Source organism: Larkinella punicea (genome assembly GCF_003334855.1).
Classification (GTDB): domain Bacteria; phylum Bacteroidota; class Bacteroidia; order Cytophagales; family Spirosomataceae; genus Larkinella; species Larkinella punicea.
Map to the genome: position 1 here is coordinate 69,875 of NZ_QOWE01000019.1, position 22,606 is coordinate 92,480.

Annotated in this window: 19 protein-coding genes; 8 read left to right on the forward strand and 11 right to left on the reverse strand. The window is 52.1% G+C overall.

From position 1 onward, the window contains the following. Positions 1-167: 167 nt before the first annotated feature. The 5 genes from DUE52_RS21705 to DUE52_RS21725 all read right to left on the reverse strand — a co-directional run bounded on the left by DUE52_RS21705 (position 168) and on the right by DUE52_RS21725 (position 6,080). Positions 168-1,595 (reverse strand): DUF6056 family protein, encoded by a 1,428-nt coding sequence (locus DUE52_RS21705; protein ID WP_114408157.1) that lies wholly within the window; start codon positions 1,593-1,595, stop codon positions 168-170. A 288-nt stretch (positions 1,596-1,883) separates the two neighbouring features. Then, complete coding sequence (locus DUE52_RS21710; RefSeq protein WP_114408158.1) at positions 1,884-3,356, reverse strand: hypothetical protein; 1,473 nt, start codon at positions 3,354-3,356, stop codon at positions 1,884-1,886. A 50-nt stretch (positions 3,357-3,406) separates the two neighbouring features. Next, positions 3,407-4,315 carry a DMT family transporter gene (locus DUE52_RS21715; RefSeq protein ID WP_114408159.1) on the reverse strand — a complete coding sequence of 303 codons (909 nt, stop codon included), beginning with the start codon at positions 4,313-4,315 and terminating at the stop codon, positions 3,407-3,409. Between the two features lie 3 nt (positions 4,316-4,318). Next, complete coding sequence (locus DUE52_RS21720) at positions 4,319-5,395, reverse strand: LptF/LptG family permease (protein WP_114408160.1); 1,077 nt, start codon at positions 5,393-5,395, stop codon at positions 4,319-4,321. 31 nt (positions 5,396-5,426) lie between these two features. Next, positions 5,427-6,080, reverse strand: coding sequence for a metal-dependent transcriptional regulator (locus tag DUE52_RS21725; protein WP_114408161.1), 654 nt, complete (start codon positions 6,078-6,080; stop codon positions 5,427-5,429). Positions 6,081-6,294: 214 nt separating this feature from the next. On the opposite strand from DUE52_RS21725, the gene DUE52_RS21730 reads away from it, so the two are divergent. The 3 genes from DUE52_RS21730 to DUE52_RS21740 all read left to right on the forward strand — a co-directional run bounded on the left by DUE52_RS21730 (position 6,295) and on the right by DUE52_RS21740 (position 10,730). Continuing rightward, positions 6,295-7,635: an Nramp family divalent metal transporter gene (locus tag DUE52_RS21730; protein WP_114408162.1), complete on the forward strand. Its 1,341-nt coding sequence runs from the start codon at positions 6,295-6,297 to the stop codon at positions 7,633-7,635. Positions 7,636-7,712: 77 nt separating this feature from the next. Then, positions 7,713-9,656: a KUP/HAK/KT family potassium transporter gene (locus DUE52_RS21735; RefSeq protein WP_114408163.1), complete on the forward strand. Its 1,944-nt coding sequence runs from the start codon at positions 7,713-7,715 to the stop codon at positions 9,654-9,656. Positions 9,657-9,668: 12 nt separating this feature from the next. Further along, entirely contained in the window at positions 9,669-10,730 is a 1,062-nt protein-coding gene (locus tag DUE52_RS21740; RefSeq protein WP_114408164.1) for an NAD-dependent epimerase/dehydratase family protein, read from the forward strand. A gap of 23 nt (positions 10,731-10,753) precedes the next feature. On the opposite strand, the gene DUE52_RS21745 is transcribed toward DUE52_RS21740, so the two are convergent. The 4 genes from DUE52_RS21745 to DUE52_RS21760 form a co-directional block, all read right to left on the reverse strand. Continuing rightward, a complete protein-coding gene (locus DUE52_RS21745; RefSeq protein WP_133299902.1) occupies positions 10,754-11,461 on the reverse strand; it encodes a TVP38/TMEM64 family protein in 708 nt (235 codons plus the stop codon). A gap of 122 nt (positions 11,462-11,583) precedes the next feature. Then, positions 11,584-13,146, reverse strand: coding sequence for an Rne/Rng family ribonuclease (locus DUE52_RS21750; protein WP_114408166.1), 1,563 nt, complete (start codon positions 13,144-13,146; stop codon positions 11,584-11,586). Positions 13,147-13,406: 260 nt separating this feature from the next. Beyond that, the gene (locus DUE52_RS21755) at positions 13,407-14,249 is read right to left on the reverse strand and encodes a tetratricopeptide repeat protein (RefSeq protein ID WP_114408167.1); all 843 of its coding nucleotides are present in this window, start codon (positions 14,247-14,249) and stop codon (positions 13,407-13,409) included. 80 nt (positions 14,250-14,329) lie between these two features. After that, entirely contained in the window at positions 14,330-14,635 is a 306-nt protein-coding gene (locus DUE52_RS21760; RefSeq protein WP_114408168.1) for an HU family DNA-binding protein, read from the reverse strand. Between the two features lie 142 nt (positions 14,636-14,777). On the opposite strand from DUE52_RS21760, the gene mutY reads away from it, so the two are divergent. From mutY to DUE52_RS21785, 5 genes are all read left to right on the forward strand, one after another. Then, the gene (mutY, locus tag DUE52_RS21765) at positions 14,778-15,866 is read left to right on the forward strand and encodes an A/G-specific adenine glycosylase (protein WP_114408243.1); all 1,089 of its coding nucleotides are present in this window, start codon (positions 14,778-14,780) and stop codon (positions 15,864-15,866) included. 51 nt (positions 15,867-15,917) lie between these two features. Beyond that, a complete protein-coding gene (locus DUE52_RS21770; RefSeq protein WP_114408169.1) occupies positions 15,918-16,463 on the forward strand; it encodes a single-stranded DNA-binding protein in 546 nt (181 codons plus the stop codon). A gap of 32 nt (positions 16,464-16,495) precedes the next feature. Then, on the forward strand, positions 16,496-17,824 hold the full coding sequence (gldE, locus tag DUE52_RS21775) for a gliding motility-associated protein GldE (protein WP_114408170.1): 1,329 nt from the start codon (positions 16,496-16,498) through the stop codon (positions 17,822-17,824). A gap of 27 nt (positions 17,825-17,851) precedes the next feature. Continuing rightward, complete coding sequence (locus tag DUE52_RS21780) at positions 17,852-19,192, forward strand: PrsW family glutamic-type intramembrane protease (RefSeq protein WP_114408171.1); 1,341 nt, start codon at positions 17,852-17,854, stop codon at positions 19,190-19,192. 283 nt (positions 19,193-19,475) lie between these two features. Continuing rightward, on the forward strand, positions 19,476-21,032 hold the full coding sequence (locus tag DUE52_RS21785) for a M20/M25/M40 family metallo-hydrolase (RefSeq protein WP_114408172.1): 1,557 nt from the start codon (positions 19,476-19,478) through the stop codon (positions 21,030-21,032). A gap of 79 nt (positions 21,033-21,111) precedes the next feature. Here the strand turns inward: DUE52_RS21785 and DUE52_RS21790 are convergent, their stop codons facing one another. Together DUE52_RS21790 and DUE52_RS21795 are read right to left on the reverse strand one after the other, a co-directional pair. Beyond that, the gene (locus tag DUE52_RS21790) at positions 21,112-21,438 is read right to left on the reverse strand and encodes a hypothetical protein (RefSeq protein WP_114408173.1); all 327 of its coding nucleotides are present in this window, start codon (positions 21,436-21,438) and stop codon (positions 21,112-21,114) included. Positions 21,439-21,601: 163 nt separating this feature from the next. Then, positions 21,602-22,585: a nucleoside hydrolase gene (locus DUE52_RS21795; protein WP_114408174.1), complete on the reverse strand. Its 984-nt coding sequence runs from the start codon at positions 22,583-22,585 to the stop codon at positions 21,602-21,604. Between the last annotated feature and the right edge of the window lie 21 nt (positions 22,586-22,606).

Genomic DNA, 22,606 nt, shown 5'->3' on the forward strand with positions numbered 1-22,606 from the left:
CAGGAGCAGGCTTAAAGCTTCCCAGTCATTAAACAAGGGAATAACAATGTATACTCTGTCGGTGGGTGCAGTGGGTATGTCGGTCAACGTACGGTCGATTTATATAAAGAACGGTGCCACAAAAATAGAACATATCCCAGACTTGTGACAGCCCGGGCTTTACACTCTTATTCAATGGTTGCTGGCCCCAGCTTCACCCCTTTTTTGTGGTAATATCCCGCCCAGCATCGGTTCCACAGATGGTAGGGGTCGGAACTGAAATCGCCCAGCACCAGCGAAACCGGGCTAACCGGCAACGGACTCAACTGAACGGTATCGCTCTTGCTGCGCGCCATCAGCGCATACCGCTGCTCCACAGCCTCGTGGTACTGTTTGGCCCGGCCGGAACGCAAATCACTGACGGTCAGTCGAAAGTTCACATTATGGTACGTTAAAAAAAGCAGCGAAATGGCCACCACCACCACCACCGTCCAGCGGTAACTGGTCAGAAACGACAGCACACCGACATTCTGCCGGAAAACCCGCACCCAAATCGTCAGGTTATAAAACCACCCCAGCGTCAGAATCAGGTTCACGGCGTTGAGCAAACGGGGCACCGGCTGGACACCGACCGCCCAGAAATGCAACAACGTCAGGATAAACAACAGCCCGACATACGGGAGGATGGCCAGGCCCGCATGCACCTCAAAGTAACGACGGGTGGGGTTCCGGGTGTCGGTCAACTGGTAGGCAACGGGCAGAAAAAGCAATGACAGGGGCAGCAATGGCGTTTTTGTAAACTGTTTCGGAAAATACTGTACGCAGTATTTCAACGTCTCGGTAACGGAAAACAGCACATCCTGGCTGCGCTCATTGCCGCCCATCCGTACGGCATTGCCGGGTGCCTGAATCAGGAAATAACAGCAAATGGCGGCAATGCCAAACAAAATGAGTTGGGAAACCGGGAGTTTTTTTCGATAAATCAGCAGGCCCATCAGAACGGTTCCCAGCAACGCCATGGCCATAATCATGCTGGTTTCGCTGGATCCGATGATTACCGCGACCAGCAACGCTTCCAGGAACAGAAAGCGGCCGTTCATTCGGAATTGAATCCGGTCGTGGGCAATCAGAACCGCTATCAAAAACAGGAAACCGACACAGGCGACGGAATAACAGGCCAGACCGGGATACCAGTAAAAAAATTCCGGGATCGACACGAGCTGGGAAATGAACAGAAAACAGCCCGCCGAGGCTGCGACGATCTGCTCCGTCAATGTCAGCAACGGCCGGGCCAGTTCATGAATAACCGCATAAAAACCCAGCCACAGCAAGATCAGGAGCAGAATCGGAAACACGGCGTAGGCCCCATACCACTCCCAAACCAGCGGCCCGGTGTGGACCATCAGGTTGTGAAAATACCGCCCCGTCCAGCCATCGTAGTAAAACTTCTGCGCCTGCCAGACCCCGAATTGCCGGGCCGTATCGGCAAAACAGTAGTCGTCCACCAGCGAGGGTTGGTTATAAAAAGACAGGGCGATGAGTGGAATGGCAACCAGGGACAGGCAGCCAAGAATCAGAAAAAAAACGAACTTGTTGGGTGTAATGAATGGATTCATTAGTGACAGGTTAATCACACGAAACACGTGTAATAGCTCGCAACGTTTTGTTAGTGAATAGATTACCGTTCTCTTTACCCCTTCTCAGCACCATTGCCGAACAATCCGCTATAGGCACAACGAATAGCCCGCGCACCAGCATCAGCCGGGCACAGCAAACGTACTAAAAAGGGCATATTCCTTTTTAATACGCTGAAATTGACAAAAGTAAAGAAAGTAAAGATAAGGAACGCACCCCATCCTACCCAATCTTTCCACCGGGCTGCTGAAACGATTCAGGAAGAGGTCTTACGGTTTGCGGGCAATCTGGGGAAATACGGTTTTTGGAGTGTCTGCCAAAACCGGCAGTTTGTGGAGCTTCGCCCCTTTGCGGTAAAAATAGCCGGCCCAGCAATCGTTAAACATATGGGCAGATCGGTAGCTCAGGTCATCCAGAGCCAACGAAACCGGCAGGACGGGTAAAGGCGGCAATGCAACCGTATCTCCTTTGGTGGCGCCCATCAACTGATAGCGGGCCATCATCGCCCGATGGTATTTCTGAGCCCGTCCATAGCGGAGGTCTTCGTACGTAAGCCGAACATTGGCATTCCGGTACCCCTGCCATCCAAGCACCACCGTCACAACCAGTACCACCGGCCACCGATAGCGCAACAGCAATGACCATGGGCCGATGGTTCCGCGGAAAATCCGGACGAAAACCGTCAGCGTATAGAACCATCCCACGACCCACACGAAATTGACGACATTCAGCAGACGAGCCACCGGCGGAACACCCACGGCCCAGAAATGCAGGAAGGTCAGAATAAACAGCAGACCCAGGTAGAAACCCAGCGTCAGCCACCCATTAATGGCAAAATAAACCCGCGCCGGATTCCGGCTGTCGGTCAGCCGGTAGGCGATGGGTAGAAAAAGCAGCGACAACGGCAAAATGGCCGACTGGAAAACCAGGTCCCGGAAATAGATCAGTCCGAATTTTGCGGCTTCCAGCGCCGAAAAAATCACATCCTGGCTCAAGCTATTGCCTGCCATCCGGATGGCATTGCCCGGTGCCTGCACCACCGCGTAACTACAGAGACCAGCCCAAACGATCAGGATTAGCAGGGAAACCGGAAGGGTTCGCTGGTCGATCAGGCTGAGCAAAGCCAGGAAGCCCAGGCACGACAGCATCACCACCATCCAGGTCTCGCTGGAGCCGATAATCACCAGAATGAAAAGGGCTTCCAGCCACAGGAGCGGACTTTTCCAGCCGGTTTGCTGCCGGTGATGGGCGATGAAAATACCGATCAGAAACAGCAGAAACACACAGGCGAGGGAATAGCCCGCCAAACCCGTATACCAGTAGAAAAATTCGGCGATGGAGCGCAGTTGCGTAATGTATAAAAAACAGACGCCCGACGCGATCGCAATTTGCTCGGAAGTGGTCAGAACGGCCCGGCCCAGTTGGCGGATCAGTGTGAAAAAACCGGTCCAGAGTGCCAGCAGCAACAGGATGGGAAAAACCGTGTAGGCACCAAACCACCGCCAGATCAAGGGGCTCGTGTGGACGATAAAGTTGTGAAAATAGCGGCCTGTCCAGCCATCGTAATACATCATCTGGGATTTCCATACGCCAAATCGCATCACGGTATACGCAAAACAATAATCATCGACGATCGACGGATGGTTGTAAAAAGCCAGCCAGATCAACGGAATGGAGATCAGTAGCAGACATCCTGTCAAAAGAAAAAAAATGTATTTGTTTGGCGAAATAAATTTATCCATCAGTTTCAGCGTTAGTTACATAGACCGAAGCCGGCGTTTGTAAACTTTTGTTATTGAATAGAATAGTTTTTGTTTTTACCCATTCTCCGGTTTAAAGCCGGATACACCAGCACGGCCAGCAGAATAATCAGCGTACCGGCGTAAAAACCCGTCGTCATCCGCTCCCGGTCACCAAAAAACAACCAGGCCAGCATGATTCCGTAGACGGGTTCCAGATTAACGGTCAGATTCACCGCAAAGGCCGAAAATTTCCGCATGAGCCACACGGAAGCCGAATAGGCATAGACGGTGCAGACAAACGCGAGGATTGAAATCCAGAGCCAATCGGTAGGCTGCGGCCACAAGGCCGTCGGTTTTTCCGAACCCGATGCCAAATATAGCCCCAGAAACAGCAAGGAACTACCAAACGCACCCGACATTTCATAAAAGGTGATAACCATCGGTGGATACCGCCGGGTAAACTGGCTGTTGATGATGGTGAAAATGGACGCCAGCATGGCCGAAAAAACCGCCATGACCAGTCCGGCAGCCCGGTCAATTTCAAAGCGAAAGATCAGATACAACCCCGTCATCACGACCACGCCGAGGATCACTTCAACGGCCCGCAGGCGTCGGCGGAAAAAAAGCGGTTCCAGCAAACTCGTCCACAAGGAACCGGTGGCCATGCCGGCCAGACAAACCGAAACGTTGGCCGTTCGGGCGGCTTCGAAAAACAGCGCCCAGTGCAGCGCAATCACCAGCCCCGTAGCCAGCAGTTTCAGGCGGTCGGGCCCGGAAACCGGCACCATTTTTTTCTGCACAAAGAGCAAAATCCCCAGTCCGATGGCCGCCAGCAAAGTGCGATACACCACGAGGGTCAAGGCCGACACCGAGATCAGGACACCCAGAATGGCCGTAAAACCCCAGATCAAAACTAGAAAATGCAGGTGCAGGTAATCGGTGGTCGTGGGGCGATTCATACGTTATCGCGGAATCGTGTGGTATAAAATCACCCCAATCGCCGTAAAAATGATGTTCGGCAACCAAACCGCCACGATTGGATTGAGGTTGCCCGACTCGGCGATGCCTTTGGCCAGCATAAAAAACAGCAGGTAAACAAACGCCAGCACAAACCCCAGCGCCACCTGCCAGCCCACTCCCCGGCGACTTTTTCGGGCCGACATAATCACGCCAATGGCCGCCAGAATGATGATAGCAAAGGGGCGCGTCTGCCGGGAATATTTCTCCAGCAAATAGGTTTCAACCCCGTCGGCCCCCCGGCTGCTGAGCAGGCTGATGTAATTGTCGAGTTCAGGAAAGGTAAAGGTTTCGTAGAGACTGAAATCACTGTCAAAATCCGACGGATACAGATTCAGCAGCGTGTCGACTTTGGTGCCGTGGGTGAGCGTTTCCTGTAGGCCGTCAATTTTCCGGATGCTGTAATCATATACTGTCCACTTCTTTTTTTCGGGGCTCCATTCGATGCGGTCGCCCGCCATTTTTTGCAGAAGTTTGTTGCCCTGAACCTGTTCCAGCGTGAATTTATAGCCCGTATTGCTCTGGTTATTATAGCTTTCCAGGTAGGCATACACATTGGGAGCCACCTTGATGTGGATGTTCCGGCCCGAATAGGTGTACGGATCTTTGGTGTATTTTAGCTCGAAAGCGATCCGGGTCTGGTTGGCTTTCGGAACCACCCAGCCCACCAGAAAATAGGTCGCCACGCTCAGGATCAGGGCACCGATCCCGTAGGGAACCAACAGCCGGACAAAGCTCATGCCGCTGCTCAGCATGGCGATGATCTCCGATTTGGCCGCCAGCCGGGAGGTCATAAAAACCGTGGCAATGAAAACCATCAGCGGACTGATGTAGTTGGCCCAATACGGAATGAAGTTGAGGTAGTAGTCGAAGAGAATTTTGTCGCCGGGAGCCTTGTGTTTGTAAAAATCGTCCACTTTTTCGGTGTAATCGACCACGCAGACCACCAGCACGATGACCATTACGACAAAGAAGTACGTCAGCAAAAACCGTTTTAAAATATACCAGTCGAGGAGTTTCATGAAAGTGGGTTAAAGTCAGCCAGACAGTCGTCTAATTGACTAATAGATTCCGGGCTACTTCATTACTGACAAACAACGTTTTTTCGTGGTTAATCTGTACAGAAACGGATTTATCAAACGCGTTGACATCCTGCACCAGCACCCGGCAGCCCAGATTCAACCCGGTTTTATCGAGGTGTTGCAGAAATTCCGGCGAATGTTCGAGCACACCCATGACCTGAACTTCTTCGCCAATGGTCACTTCCGACAATTTGGTGTATTCCACGGTCGGCATCTGCCCCGCCGGGCTGGGAATCGGGTCGCCGTGGGGGTCAAATTGCGGATAGCCCAGAAAGGCATCCAGTTTCTGCACCAGGTCTTCCGAGCGGATGTGTTCCAATTCTTCGGCCATTTCGTGTACTTCGTCCCAGCCAAAACCCAGTTTTTCGGCCAGAAACACTTCCCAGATCCGGTGCCGCCGGATCACTTTCAACGCCAGCCGTTCACCTTCTTCGGTGAGCCGCACACCCTGGTATTTTTTGTAATGGATGAGTTGCTTCTCCGCCAGTTTCCGCAGCATATCCGATACCGAAGCCGCCTTCGTCGCCGTCATTTCGGCCAGCGAATTGGTCGTAACCTCCCCTTCCTGCCGGGCAGCCAGGTAATAAATGGTCTTTAGATAATTTTCTTCCGTGAATGAATGCATAGGCGCAGGACGGATTTGCCATCCACCCAATCTCTCCAGAATCGACTAAAACCAGAAAACGACCGATGGGATCACCAACTGATATTTTCCGGCTACAAATTTAGATTTTTATTACCGTTCAAAAAATTTTTAGACTCGTCTAAATTTTTATTTAGAAACATTTGATATATTTGTTGCGTTAAATAAAAGAATATGTATATAGCAGTCTAACGCTATGGTAACCAACGAATCTACCTCAAAGATGGCCCAGGGATGGAAGTCCGAAAATAGATCGAAATCACTGCCTGAAGTTCACGCCAGCATACCGGTTTCGGAAACGGGTTCTTTTTATAAACGATTACTGGCCTTTTCGGGGCCGGGTTTGATGGTGGCCGTCGGCTACATGGACCCCGGTAACTGGGCCACCGACATCGCCGGGGGGTCTCGTTTCGGCTACACCCTGCTGTCTGTCATCCTGATTTCCAACCTCTTTGCCATGCTGCTGCAACACCTGTCGCTGAAGCTGGGCATTGCAACGGGCCGCGATCTGGCCCAGGCCTGCCGCGATCACTACAGCCGCCCGGTGTCGGCGGTTCTGTGGTTTCTGTGCGAAATTGCCATTGCCGCCTGCGATCTGGCGGAAGTAATCGGATCGGCCATTGCCCTGAATCTGCTGTTCGGAATTCCGCTATCGGTGGGCGTTTGCATCACAGCGCTGGATGTTTTACTGCTGCTCTATCTACAGCACAAAGGGTTCCGCTGGCTCGAAAGCATTGTGGGTGCCCTGATTTTTGTCATTCTGCTGTGTTTTGCCTACGAAATTTTGCTGGCCCGGCCCGAAATAGCCGCCGTGTTGGGAGGACTGATTCCGCAGAAAGAAGTCATCACCAATCCGGACATGCTGTACATTGCCATCGGGATTCTGGGGGCCACCGTGATGCCCCACAATTTGTACCTGCATTCGAGCATCGTTCAAACCCGCGATTTTGCCCAAACCGACAGCGGTCGCCGGAATGCCATCAAGTTTGCCACCATCGACTCCACGCTATCGCTCTTCCTGGCTTTTTTCATCAACGCGGCCATTCTGATTCTGTCGGCAGCGGCTTTTCACACTTCCGGAAACCACCAGGTCGCCGATATTACCGACGCCCACCGCCTGCTCGATCCGCTCTTAGGGGCCACGTTGGCGAGCGTTGTCTTCGCCGTTGCACTGCTGGCATCGGGGCAAAACTCGACGCTCACCGGCACGCTGGCGGGTCAGATTGTGATGGAAGGTTTTCTGAACATCCGGCTGAAACCGTGGCTACGCCGGCTCATCACCCGCCTGATTGCCATTGTGCCGGCCCTGATCGTCACCATCCTGTACGGCGAACGCGGCACCTCGGAGTTGCTGGTTTTCAGCCAGGTAGTGCTGTCGGTTCAACTCAGTTTCGCCGTCGTACCGCTGGTTCTGTTCACCAGTGACAAACTGAAAATGGGGGCTTTTGTCAATCCCCGCTGGCTGACGATTCTGAGCTGGGCGGTTGCCGGTCTGATTATTGTTTTGAATGTCGTCTTGCTTGTTGGCACTCTTTAATGGAGAAAACCGGGATTTAGCGTTATCTTTACCCGGATTTCACCAGCCGGACTCGTTTAGCACGGCGTTTATTCTCTATGGACGATAAAAGGCACCTGGATAAGGTATCGGCAGCGGGTCTGCTGGTTGCACTGGGTATCATCTACGGCGATATTGGCACCTCGCCCCTCTACGTGCTCCGTGCTGTTGTTGGCACCGATCAACCCATTCAGGAAGACATTGTCAGGGGAGCCCTTTCCTGCATTTTCTGGACCATTACCTTACAGACTACCATCAAGTACGTTATTTTGGTGCTGCGGGCCGATAACCGGGGTGAAGGGGGAACGTTTGCGCTCTATGCGCTCGTCCGCCGACATGCCCGCTGGCTGACCATCCCGGCCATTATCGGTGGCAGTGCCTTATTAGCCGACAGCATCATTACCCCTCCCATCTCCGTATCTTCCGCCATCGAGGGACTTCGCATTCTTTACCCCGACATCCCGACCGTACCGATCGTGCTCGGAATTCTGGCGTTTCTGTTTCTGATTCAGACCTTTGGCACCAGCGTTGTCGGCACGGCTTTCGGTCCGATCATGTTGCTGTGGTTTACGATGCTCGGCACCCTGGGGGTGCTGGCCATCGCCGACGATTTATCCATTCTCCAGTCGGTCAATCCGTATTACGTTTATCACTTTTTGACTGATTATCCCGGTGCTTTCTGGCTTCTGGGTGCGGTTTTTCTGTCGACAACCGGGGCTGAAGCCCTCTATGCCGATATGGGCCACACGGGTCGGGGAAACATTCGGATCAGTTGGGTTTTTGTGAAGGCCTGTCTCCTGCTCAACTATTTTGGACAAGGTGCCTTCGTGGAAAGTCTGGCCGGTCAGCCCCTCGGTGAACGCAATCCGTTTTACGGTTTGATGCCCGAATGGTTCCTTTTTGCCGGTATTGTCATTGCCACCATGGCCACCGTCATTGCGAGCCAGGCCATGATTACCGGCGCGTTTACCCTCATCAGTGAAGCCATCCGGCTGAATTTCTGGCCGAAGGTCCGGCTCCGCTACCCGACCAATAAAAAAGGGCAATTGTACGTTCCGAGCATCAACTGGCTGCTTTTTGCGGGTTGTGTGGGCGTTGTTCTCTACTTCCAGGAATCGTCCCGCATGGAAGCGGCCTATGGGCTGGCCATCACGCTCACCATGCTGATGACGACCATTCTGTTCAGCTATTACATGTACTCCCACAAATACAACGCGTGGTTCGTCATGCTCTTCCTGGTTTTTTACCTGCTCGTGGAAACCAGTTTCCTGATCGCCAACCTGGCCAAATTTACCCACGGCGGGTGGGTGTCGGTGTTGATTGCGGGCATCATGGCCGGTATCATGATCATCTGGCTGAACGCGAACAAGATCAAACTGCGCTTGACGGAATACGTTAAAATCGACCAGTATATTCAACCGTTCAAGGAACTCAGCCGGGATATCAGCATCCCGAAATATGCGACGCACCTGGTTTTTATGAGCAACGCGGCCCGGGCCGCCGAAATCGAGTCCAAGGTCATTTACTCCATTTTTCAGAAACGCCCCAAACGCGCGGATATTTACTGGTTTATTCACGTCGACACCACCGATGATCCGTATACGATGGAATACAAGGTGAACACCATCGCCCCCGATGACGTCTATAAAGTTACTTTCCGGCTGGGTTTCCGGATCGAACAGCGGATCAACCTCTTTTTCCGGCGGGTGATCGAAGACATGGTGAAAAACAAGGAAGTGGACATCACCAGCCGCTACGAATCCCTCAGCCGCCAGAACGTGATCGGTGATTTCCGGTTTGTGGTGCTGGAAAAATTTCTTTCCTTTGAAAACGACCTGCCGCTGCGCGAACGGATTGTGATGGATGTTTATTTCTTTGTTAAAAACTTCACCACCCCCGAAGACCGCTGGTTCGGACTCGACAGCAGTGCCGTGAAAATCGAAAAAGTGCCGCTGGTAATCCGTCCGGTCGAGAATGTCAAATTGAAACGAATCGATACCTAATTTCTCCCATAAATGAAAATACTGATCACCGGCGGAGCCGGTTTTGTTGGCTCTTCACTGGCTTTGTCTCTCAAAACCGACTACCCACAGTACGAAATTTTTGTTCTTGACAACCTCAAACGAAAAGGCTCCGAACTGAACGTGGCCCGGTTGACCAAAGCCGGTATTCAATTTGTTCACGGCGACATCCGGAACAAGGAAGATTTCGATCCCATTCCGCCCGTCGATACGCTGATTGAGGCATCCGCCGAACCGTCGGTGCTGGCCGGTCTGACCGGAACGCCCGATTATCTCATCAATACCAACTTGTTTGGTACGGTGAACTGCCTCAACTTTGCGTTGAAATCCAAAGCCAACGTCATTTTTCTTTCCACCAGCCGGGTTTATCCTATCAAAACCATCGAAACCCTGAATTTCGATGAACACGACACCCGGTTTGTGCTGTCCGACGAACAACCGGTGCCGGGCGTTTCGTCCAAAGGCATTGCCGAAAACTTTCCGCTCGACGGCGCCCGCTCGCTCTACGGCACCACGAAACTGGCTTCGGAGTTGATTATTCAGGAGTATCAGGAGTTTTTCGGCCTGAAAACCGTCATCAACCGCTGCGGGGTCATCACCGGTCCGTGGCAGATGGGCAAGGTCGACCAGGGCGTGATGGTTCTCTGGATTGCCAAACACTACTTTGAGCAGAAACTGGCGTATATTGGTTACGGCGGCACCGGCAAACAAACCCGCGACATGCTCCACATCGCCGATCTGTACCGACTGATCGACTGGGAGTTACACAACATTGATCTGGTCAACGGCGAAATCCTGAATGCGGGAGGGGGCAACGAAAGCAGTGCGTCCTTGCAGGAACTGACCAAAATCTGTCAGGAAGTCACCGGCAAAACCATTCCCATCAGCAGCGTGGCCGAAAACCGGGCCGCCGACATCCGGTTGTACATCACCGACAATACAAAAGTAACGAAACTGACCGGCTGGAAACCCGAGTTGGGCATCAAAGAAATTGTCACCGACATCACGAAGTGGCTCGACGAAAACCGGGAGGCCCTCGAACCGATATTGAAATAAACCGAAAGAGGGTTGATCAAGGATCAGCCCTCTTTTTTCTTCCGATAAAGGTAATACCCTGCAAACAACAGCAGACTTACGGCGGTCATCCAGCCAAATCCCACTTTCAATCGCTGCGTATTTTCGCCAAAATACCCAATGGCAACCACCAGCGGAGTGGCCCCTAAAACCGTTGCACTGATAAACTTCGGAAAGCCGATGCGTGAAATTCCGCCGATGAGGCTAATGGCATCGCCCGAAATGAATGGGGAAGCCCGCGCAAAAACGACCGCCCAGAATCCATATTGCTGCACCCAGTCTGTTACTTTCTTTTCGGTTTTGCCACCCACCAGTTTCCGTACGGTCGCATCGCCCACGGACTTACCGACTCCATAACCAATCGAAGCTGCAATCGCCGTTGCAACCAGCGACAAAACCGTTCCCCAAACCGGGCCATAGGCCAATACCGACACAATCATCAATCCCCAGGAAGGGATGATCACAAGAAAAATCTGGGCAATCATGGCTACGATCAACAGGAACGGGCCACGCCAGCCAAATTGGGCAACCCACCGGGTAATTCGCTTCTCATCATCACCCGATAAGACGTCGACTGCTTCCCGCAAAAATGCCCGAAACTCCGGCACTAAACCATACGCCAAACCGAATGACAAAATCAGCAAACCGGTAACGACCAGAGGCAGGTGCTGCAACCAGGACGACCGGAGAGCGGGGGGCTTGGATGTAGACATTTGAATCACTTTTTCCTGTTTCAATCTAACCAAAACAGGCCGGGGTTGGTTTGAATCGTATAGCCTGTTAAACCAAAAAAGCCGCTTTTCGGGCGGCTTTTTTGGAGAAGATGGTACGAAAATCAGGCGGCTGTCACCTCAATTTCTTCGCCCTGTTTGTTATAGAACTTGAATTCGTTGATCCCAAACGAACTGTCCTTGATCAACTTAACCCACGTTTTGTGTTTCATGAACCATTGCATCTGCTTGGAATACCAGCCTGCGGTATAATAGGCGTAGAGGTAAGGATGCATCATGATCTGGACACCACGCTCGTTCTGGCGGGTCAGAATGTATTCCAGGTTCTGTTCGATGGCGTCCGTAATCAGGATACTGGCCTGAATTGTACCGGTGCCACCACAGGTCGGGCAAACTTCTTTGGTAACGATGTTGATTTCCGGACGAACACGCTGCCGCGTAATTTGCATCAAGCCGAACTTCGTCAGCGGCAGAATCGTGAATTTGGAGCGGTCGGTTTTCATTTCCTCCCGCATCACGTCGAAAATCATTTTTTTGTTGTCGGGCTTCTTCATATCGATAAAATCGATGACGATGATTCCACCCATGTCGCGCAGCCGGAGCTGGCGGGCAATTTCTTTTGCGGCTTCTTTATTGACACTGACTGCCGTAGCCTCCTGATCCTCCTCGGAATTCGATTTGTTCCCGCTGTTCACGTCGATCACGTGCAGCGCTTCCGTGTGCTCAATGATCAGATAACCGCCCGCAGGCAGACTAACCGATCGCCCGAACAGTGACTTGATCTGTTTTTCAAGCCCGAACTGTTCGAAAACCTTCATCTTGTTGTTCGTATAGAACTTGACGATTTTCTCTTTTTCGGGGGCAATGGTGTGTATGTACGTTTTAATTTCATCGTACATCTCCTTGGTGTCGACGGTAATGCTGTCGAACGATTCGTTCAGCATGTCGCGGAGGATGGACGAAGCCCGGTTCATCTCGCCAATAATCCGGTCGCGGGGTTTGGCGTCGCGCAGGAGAGCAATCCCTTTTTCCCACTTTTCGAGGGAATTGGTCAGATCGCGATCCAGTTCTTCAACGTCTTTGCCCTGTGCTACTGTCCGGACGATTACCCCAAAATTTTGCGGTTTTATCGACGACATCAGGCGCATCAGGCGCGTGCGTTCGGCTTTATCCGTAATTTTTTTGGACATATTGACCGTACTGGCAAAGGGCACCAATACCAGATACCGCCCTGCAATGGAGATATCGCAGGATAAACGCGGCCCTTTGGTCGAGATGGGTTCTTTGACAACCTGCACCAGAATGGGTGCGTTCTTACTCAATACCTTATCAATTTTCCCGAGCTTGTCGATCTCGGGTTCCAGCTTGAAATTGTTCAGCCGGCCGGTATTGGCCCGTTTGGCGATAACGTCTTTCGTGAATTTGTTAAGCGAGTTAATGTTGGAGCCTAAGTCCAAATAATGCAGGAATGCATCTTTTTCATAGCCAATGTCGACAAATGCCGCATTGAGGCCCGTCACTAATTTTTTAACTGTTCCTAAGTAAATATCGCCGACGGTAAAGCTGCTGTCCGACTCTTCAACGTGATATTCCAGCAGTCTTTTGTCTTGCAAAAGTGCTATCCGATCACCTTTCTGAGTCGAACTAATGACTAATTCGTTACTCACAAGATGAATATGCGGTTAAGAGGCCCGAAAATATATAAAAAGGCCGGGCAATCGGTTCGTTGGCATCCAGGTTAAAGTCCTGTTGCACAAGCGAATAAGTCCTCCGATTGGCCGGCCCGTATGGTAAGATCGCCCGAAAGCGATCTACCTATTTTTTCTTATGGCGATTCTTTCTCAGGCGCTTCTTCCGCTTGTGGGTAGCAATCTTGTGACGTTTTCTCTTCTTTCCGCAAGGCATAATGGTAATTATTTTTTTATGGTTAAAAATTCTTTTCCAGCTCTTTCACGGCGGCCTGAATCGTCGGGTCTTTCTCCCGCTCTTTCACTTTAGCCAGCAATTTTCGAGCCTCTTCTTTGCGGCCCATTTCACCGAGGCTGATGGCCAGGTAAAACTGCGCCTTGGTATTGTCGGGATGACTGACCAAAATGGCCTGGAACCGCTCTACTGCCCGGTTATACTGACCGGAGCGCATCGACAACAGACCCATGTTAAACAGCGCCAGTTCATTCGTCGGATCTTCCTTCAGCACATCCCGCAACAGCATAATCCCCTGCATCGGCGTTTCGGTCGTGACATACGTCATCGCCATATTTGCCTTGGCAGCCAGCAGATTAGGGTTACTGTCGAGTGCTTTCTGATAAAACTCCCGGGTCTTTTTCCCCAGGTTTGCCAGTTTCTGATTGTCGACGGCAAACCCATAGGCTTCATAATACAAATCGCCGGTCCGGAGGATGTTCGCTTCGGTTGGAGCCAGCGTCACCAGTTGTTCGGCAATCCGGGCCGCACTGTCATACCGACTCACCTTCCGGTAGGCCTGAATCAATTCGTTCCCAATAACCGGTTTTTGCTTCTCCTCTGCCGATTCGAAACGGCGGCTCAACCGGTTCAGTTCCTTTTGCTGTTCGGGCGCCAGACTGGCCGTGTGCAGGTCTGAACGATCCGTACGCAGCACCGCCGTATCCCGCACGGCCGTTTCCGGATCCGTCGTCTTTTCGTTGGTCAATTTCCGGTCTTCGTTACGAACCACTACATTGGGCAGGCTGTATAAGCCCGCCGTCAATAGGATACCAACACCGATGACTAGAAAAATAGATTTGTTCATGGTAATAGAGATGAGATGGTAGACCAGAGAAACGAGATAATTCTCCGTTCTAACATCTCACCTCTTTTGTCATACAATGATTAAACTGAAACGTTTTCGTTCCGTTTAACCTGGGTTTTAACTTGCTCAACAAACACTTTGGCCGGTTTGAAGCTCGGGATAAAATGCTCATCAATGACCATCGCCGTGTTTTTGGAGATGTTCCGGGCCACTTTACGGGCTCTCTTTTTGTTGATAAAACTACCGAACCCTCTCACGTAGATGTTCTCATTCTTCGCCAGATTATTCTTGATCACGGTAAAGAATGTTTCAATGGTGTGTTGAACATCTGCCTTGTCGATTCCTGTCTTCTCGGCAATTTCTGCGATTACGTCTGCTTTCGTCACGTTCGTACTAAACTTTAAGGTTCAATCAGTTGTTGAAAAAAAAGCCTCTCCAAATTGGGAGCACAAAGGTAGATTTTTCCTGTTAGAGAAAAAACACTCTACCTTGTTTTTTCTTCTCAACAACACCAAGTTACGAATTGTTTTGGATTGGTTTTCAGACTCCGACGACACAAGAATCGATTTTGCCGCTACCCTGACGGGGTGGTATGCGCATCACAAACGGGATTTGCCGTGGCGTCACACCCGCAACCCCTATTTCATCTGGTTATCAGAGGTTATTCTGCAACAAACGCGCGTAATTCAGGGCCGACCCTACTACGAACGCTTCGTGGCGGCTTACCCCACGGTTCAGTCGCTGGCCGACGCCGACGAGCGTGAGTTGCTGCGGCTCTGGCAGGGGCTGGGTTATTATTCACGGGCCCGAAATATGCACAAAACCGCGAAGTACATCGCCGGAGAATTCGCCGGCCGGTTTCCGGAATCGTATGCCGAACTGCTGAAACTGCCCGGTGTCGGCACCTACACGGCGGCCGCCATTGCCTCGTTTGCGTTCGATGAAAAAGTGGCCGTGGTCGACGGCAACGTATACCGGGTGCTGGCCCGGGTGTTCGGTATCGAAGAAGACATTACGACGACGACCGCAAAAAAAACCTTCTCAGCCCTGGCGAACCGGCTGATTCAGCAGTCTGACAATCCGGCGACCTACAACCAGGCGATTATGGAATTCGGCGCGATTCAGTGTACGCCGGTTTCGCCGGACTGCCTTTTGTGCCCCTTGCAGCAGCAATGTCACGCCTATCTGACGGGCCGGCAACGAATGTTACCGGTCAAAAGTAAGAAAACCGCCGTCCGCGAACGGTTTTTTAACTACATTGTGATCCGTCAGGGCGACCGCATTGCGTTGAAAGAGCGGACTCAGAAAGACATCTGGCAGCATCTGTACGATTTTTGCCTGATTGAAACCGAAGAGCCGATGGAAGCGTTTCGGGAATTACCGGAGGGACGTGTGCTGAACTGGGTGTTGCAGGAAGGCATTCTGAAGGGATTATCCGACGAACGAACGCACGTTTTAACCCACCAAAAGATCCGCGCACGGTTCTGGCTGGTGGAGGTGCCGGAGGGTCGAAAAGTGGAGCTCCCGGACGGGTTAACTTTTTGTAAACCGTCTGAAACAGAACGGTTACCAAAGCCAATTTTAGTCGTGGATTATTTGAAAAGTCTTCGTTTTTAGCTACTTTTACTTAGTAAATTAGCATCCATTCACCATTTTATTTACCGTTTTATGGCAAGCATGAACAAAGTGATTCTGATTGGCAATGTTGGTAACGATCCTGAAGTCCGCTACCTGGATGGAGGGTCAGTGGTTGCCAAATTTAGCGTTGCCACAAACGAACGCTACACCACCCGCACCGGAGAGCAAGTCGACCAAACTGAATGGTTTCGGGTCGAAGTTTGGAATGACCAGGCTAAAACCGTTGAAAAATACGTCCGCAAAGGCAATCAGATTTATGTGGAAGGCCGGCTGAAAACCGAAACCTATACCGACCGCGAAGGCAAGGAACGTTTCTCGCTAACCGTTCGGGCCACGACGTTTCAATTTCTCGGCGGTGCCCGTCAGGATGGCGCTGAAGGCGGTGGCGAGTCCTACGCCGAATCGACACCCGCACCCCGGCAACAGGCAGCTCCCCAACCAGCGCCCGCCCGGCAGCCGGCCCCCCAGCCCCAGGCGGCTGCGCAACCGGCGCCAAGGCCCGCTCCGGCAGCCCGAAAACCGGAGCCTGTTCCCGATGATATGAATAACGCAGGCGACGACGATTTACCGTTCTAAGGCGGTGTTTTTGTTCACCTATACGCAATTTCATGGATAGCGATCCCCTCTCGAGTAAGGTGCTCCCGGCTGATGCCTGGGGCACCTATCTTAGTTTTTATGGCCCTTATGCCGCCATTCTGATTGTCTTACTGGCCCTGGCGGCCATTGTCTCCGCTTCCGAAGCTGCCTTTTTTTCCCTTTCGTCCGACGACCGCGCCATTTGCCGCAGCAGCGATGAGGTTGCCGAACGCCGGATCATGAATCTGCTCGACCGACCCCGGCGGCTTCTGGCTTCTCTCCTCATTTTCAACAACTTACTAAACCTGGCGATTGTCGTGATCGTCACCTACCTCGTCTGGAAACTCAGCCAGCTCGACCCGACCTCCGGCTGGGTACTGACCAGTTTAACGGCGGTGTTGACCCTGACGATTGTGTTGTTCGGCGAGATCATTCCGAAAGTGTACGCCAGCCAGAACAGTCTGTCGGTGGCCCGCCGGACGGCTCCGCTGGTGGCCCTGGCTTCCACCCTCTTCCGGCCTTTGTCGGTCCTGCTGGTCAGTTTGACCAGTGTGATCGATCAGCGAATCCAGCGACGGGGCTACAAGGTTTCGATGGTGGAACTCAACCAGGCCGTTGAGTTAACCAGCCGCGAATCAACCCACGAGGAGCGCGAACTGATCAAAGGCATTGTCAATTTCAGTAACCTGACGGCCCGGCAGGCCATGCGGGCCCGGGTCGATATTACGGCTTTCAGCGAAGAACTGACCTTTACGGAATTGCTGGCCCAGATCAACCAGTCGGGCTATTCGCGGGTGCCGGTCTACAAAGAATCGCTGGACGAAATCGAAGGCATTCTCTACCTCAAGGATTTGTTACCGCACCTGGACAGCGACGATTCGTTCCGCTGGCAGACGCTGATCCGCCCGGTTTTCTTTATTCCGGAAACCAAAAAAATCGACGACCTGCTCCAGGACTTTCAGAAACGCCGGGTACACATGGCCATTGTGGTGGACGAGTACGGCGGCACCCGCGGCCTCATTACGCTGGAAGACATCATCGAAGAGATTTTTGGCGATATCAACGACGAGTTTGATGAAGAAGAGCCCATTCCGTTTCAGCGCGTCGATGACCGGACGATTCGGGTGGAAGGCAAAATCCTGCTGACAGACATTTGCCGGGTTCTACAGGTTGATATTACCTACTTTGACGAAGTCAAGGGCGAAAGTGAGTCGCTGGGCGGTTTGCTGCTCGAATTGTTCACCCGGGTTCCCCAAACGGGACAGGAGGTTAGCTACGGCGAATTTACGTTTAAAGTCCTTTCGGCCGATGATAAGCGAATCCAACACGTTGAAATTGTCAGACAGGAAACACCCAGTTAATCAGCAAGGTAATCGCTCATTCTGGCTATGAACCACCCCCCTTTACCACCCAATCTGTTCATTTTTCAGTGTTTCGCCGGCCCCGATGCCGGCAAAACCATCGTCCTGACGCCCCACGTCCGGTTGCTGCTGGGCACCGGCATCCAAAGCAGCTACCGGCTGAACGATCCGTATGTCGCCGAACAACACCTGAGCCTTTTCTTCGACGGAACCCGAATCCAATTCCATACCGTAGATAACCAGTACATTCGACTCAATGGCGTACCGGCCATGGCGGGGGAATTGGCGTTGGGAATCGATACCCTGCAACTGGGAACGTCGCTCTGGCGGTTGTCGAAGCCAACATCCGAGCACCAGTTTGCCGAACCTTTCCAGCGGTTTTCCAATTTCGCCGGGATCGACCAGCTCGACAAGGATTTCAGCCTGAAGGCCATCTTCTCCAGAATCGGCGAAAAACGGACGGACGACGACATCGAGAATGCCTTCACCGTAGGTACGCGGGAAACCACCCCTCCCCTTTCGAAAATCGCGGCAAACTGGCCACAGCCCTGGCTTTTTGCCCGAATGGCCAGTGCTTCTCTCCTCATTTTCTGGGGATTGTACATCGGTGCCGCGCAGTTCAGCAACATCATTGTCATTCCCGGCTTGCTCTTCATCGGTGCTTTTGCCGTTCCATTTGCGTGCCTGATTTTCTTCTGGGAAATGAACGCTCCCCAGAACGTTTCGCTCTACCAGACGGTGAAGCTGCTGTTTATGGGCGGTATCCTGTCCATCCTGATTTCCCTGCTGTTTTTCAGCAATGTCAGCTTTTTGTCCAGTTGGCTGGGCGCATCGAGTGCCGGGATTGTGGAGGAAACCGGGAAGTTGCTGACGGTTCTGGCCCTGATGCGGAATAAACGGAAATACCCCTGGATTTTGAACGGCCTATTGTTTGGCGCAGCCGTTGGAACCGGTTTTGCCGCCTTTGAATCAGCGGGTTATGCCTTTGTGGCGTTGCTGGAATACGGTTCGGTCGATGTTGCACTCGGGAACATCGTGGTGCGGGGCATTCTGGCCCCGTTCGGCCACATCATCTGGACGGCCATTACGGCGGCTGCTATCTGGCGGCTCAAACGTTTTGATAAATTCCGGTGGGAGTTGTTGCAGGAAAAATCGTTCATCCGCTTATTTCTCCTCGTGGTCGTCATGCACATGCTCTGGAACGCCGGGTTCGATCTGCCGTTGCTGCCGTCCATTTTTGGCATCCAGTTTAAGCACATCCTGCTGGGATTGCTGGGTTGGGTCATCGTTTTGAGTCTGATTCAGGAAGGGTTGAAGCAGATCAAAAAAGCGCAGAAAGAAGGCAACAGCGGATTAATCACGTATTGACATCTCTACGGAATACGGTTTTTATTAAGCCCACCGCAAATTTGATTTCAGGAACCAGGTCTTAAATTGGTCATCCCTACGGGATTTTAAATCTTTTTATTTCATCCTTCCCCCGGTTTCAACCGGGGGCTACAAAATGATTCATCCGATGCGGTTGTCTTCCACTTTCACAAACCTATACTATTCACAGATTCGATTGTAATTAACAAACAACCAGCGGGTTGAAGTAGATATTCGTTTTCCAAATTTGTACTTTGGTAACACAACCTAAACGTTTTTACACATGAAAAGGCGACTGTTACTGCTTAGCTTCCTGACCAGTTTTTCTCTCGCATCCGTTGCCCAGCAGGATGACAAACCGGATTTAGCGGTGGTAAAAAAAATTCGGGAAGAGGGGTTGACGCGTTCCAAAGTCATGGAAACCGCCTTTTACCTGACGGATGTCAACGGCCCACGCTTGCAGGGACCCGGTTTTATGAAAGCGGCCAACTGGTCGAAAAACAAACTGGCGGAATGGGGGCTGCAAAACGCCAAACTCGAATCCTGGGGCGAGTGGGGCAAAGGCTGGGAGATCGAGCGCAGTTACATCGCCATGACGGCCCCCTACTACAAAACCATCATCGCCGTGCCGAGAGCCTGGAGCGGAGGGACGGAAAAAATGCAGCAGGCCGAAGTGCTATACATCGACGAGTCGGACACAACGGCGCTGGAAGGCTACCGCAACAAGCTCAAAAATAAAGTCATTCTGCTCCACCAGCCGTTCGCCATCAGTCCTTCCTTCAACGCCGATGCCAGACGGTTTACCGAAAGTGATCTGGAAAAAATGGCAAAAGACGAATCAGCCGCCCGCGACTCGTCGTACCGCAGCCTGATTGCGGCCATGCGAACCCGCAACGCGTTCAACCAGAAAATGCGCAAACTCGCCAAACAGGGCGGTGCGCTGGCCATTCTGAACACCAGCCAACTCAGCAAAGACGGGACGCTGTTTGTCAGTGGCGATTTTGCCAATGCCGCCACCGGCATTGCCCACGACGACCTGGCCGACCTCACCATTTCGGTGGAAGATTATCTGTCGCTGAGCCGCATGGCAAAAGCGGGCGTGCCGATCAAACTCGAACTGGATGTCAAAACCAAATTCTATACGACCGACACCAAGGGCTACAACGTGATTGCCGAAATACCGGGATCAGATCCCAAGCTGAAAGACGAAGTGGTGATGCTCGGCGCCCACCTCGATTCGTGGCACGCTGCCACGGGCGCGACCGACAATGCCGCCGGTTGTTCGGTGATGATGGAAGCCGTCCGGATTCTGAAAACGCTGGGCCTGAAACCGCGTCGCACCATCCGGATTGCGTTGTGGAGCGGAGAAGAACAGGGCTTACACGGTTCCAAGAATTACGTCACGAAACACTTTGTCGATCCGGCTACGAACAAACTCACGAAGGAAGGTGAGCAACTGGCCGCTTATTTCAACGTCGACAACGGAACCGGTAAAATCCGGGGAATTTACCTGCAAAATAATACCGCTGCGGGTCCAATTTTCGCCAAATGGCTGGAGCCTTTCCACGATTTGGGAGCCGCGACCATTGCCCCCAAAAGCAGCGGAGGAACCGACCACGTGTCGTTCGACCGGGCAGGACTGGCCGGTTTTGGCTTCATTCAGGATGGCATCGAATACAGCACCCGCACGCACCACACGAACATGGATACCTACGACCACCTGATTGCTGATGACCTGAAACAGGCCTCTACGATTGTCGCGTCGTTCGTCTACCATGCGGCCATGCGCGACCAGAAAATACCGTTGAAGAAAACCACGATGGCCGACGCTGGCCGGTAATTTTTATAATCGTTTACCCCCAACCCCTAAAGGGGCTTTCAACAAGTCTACAAAAGTCCCTTTAGGAGTTGGGGTAAAATTACAACCCGATTACAACGCTTTCTACCAACAGAATCAGGAAGGCTGCGGCCGAAATGATCAACCCCCACTCTTTGATACGGGTCAGCAATTGCTGGCTTTCCACCTGACCTTGAAAGATCCCAATGAGGTGTTCGGCGATGTCGGCCGTGGCAAATAAACTGGCGATCTGGAGCAAATGCCAGGCATAGTCAAAACCGTCGATGCATTGTTGCCAAATGAGGGGTTGAACAAAGAAATAGATCAGTAAAATCCATTCTTTGATTCCAAACCGGGTTATTTGAAGCTGAACCCGGCCAGCAAGGTGGGTAAAAAGTTGTCTGAACATGTCTGGTCATACGGTTGGGCATATCAAATGTAGCAAACATCATGCTATTTTTCCAGACCTGAATCACAAAAAAGTCCAACTCGCTGCCATCCCTTTTCTCTCTTGTCTATTTTCTCTTGTCTCTTGTCTCTTGTCTCTTGTCTCTTGTCTATTGTCTATTGAATCACTTCTTCCCCGGCTGGTGCATCATCAGCGTTTCGATTTCTTCGGTTACCTGCGGCACAGGCATTTTTTCGGTTAGATAGTAATGCGGCCCATTCGGGTCATCCTGCCAGGAATTGGTGCCGCCACGGATCAAAAACCGCCCGCGTTTCAGTCCATAATACGGTTCGACACCCCGAACGGCCACCAAAACCGCCGTCTGATCCCAGCTCATGCGCCCGTCGTGGTCCTGCTTCGCTTTCGGCATACAGAGTGCAAAAACATCCTTCACCGGGCTTTTCAGGGACGGGTTGGCTACCAGACGCGGACCGGTTTTGATCTCTTTTCCGATCTCGAATCCGCTGAAAATGACCGGCGTGGGCCAGTTGGCAAAGGCTTTTTCAGAAGCTACCGAATCTTTATACACGTTGAATTCCCGGCCTGTCGGAAACGATCCGGCCATCGAAACCAGTTCCTTTACTTTCTGTTTCACCAGTTCTTTTCCACCCAGTTTCGAAAACCGATCCGGTTTGGAGTCCAGCAAATTGGCCATGTTGGTCAGAAAACCGACGGTCACGATGGTCACGCTACCGTTGGGTTGTTTGGCAAGAAGTTGTCGATACGTCGCCACGGCATCGGGTGCGTCGTCACTTGAACGGATTTTGTGCGGATAGGTTGCCACCAGCATTTCGGGCCATTTCTGCCAGGCGCCATCCACCACGCCCGGCCCTTCGGTAACGCCGGTCGGCAGGTTGGGGCGGCCGAAGTAGGTGTTCAAAACGTCGATGACTGGCACCACCAGGTCATGTTTGTTGGACGCAATAACCGCCAATGGGCGGGCTTCGCCCCGATCGGCCAGAGCGTGTAAAACCGCCATCGCACCCACGTCATCGTAGTCGGGGCCAATGTCGGTATCCAGAATAATGGAAACGGGTGGTTTGGGGCGGTTTTGTGCGGAAGAAAGGACGGCAAAAGCCAGAAAGCAAAGGGTTAGGAAGGGTGTCATGGAAACAGGGTTTACGGGCCA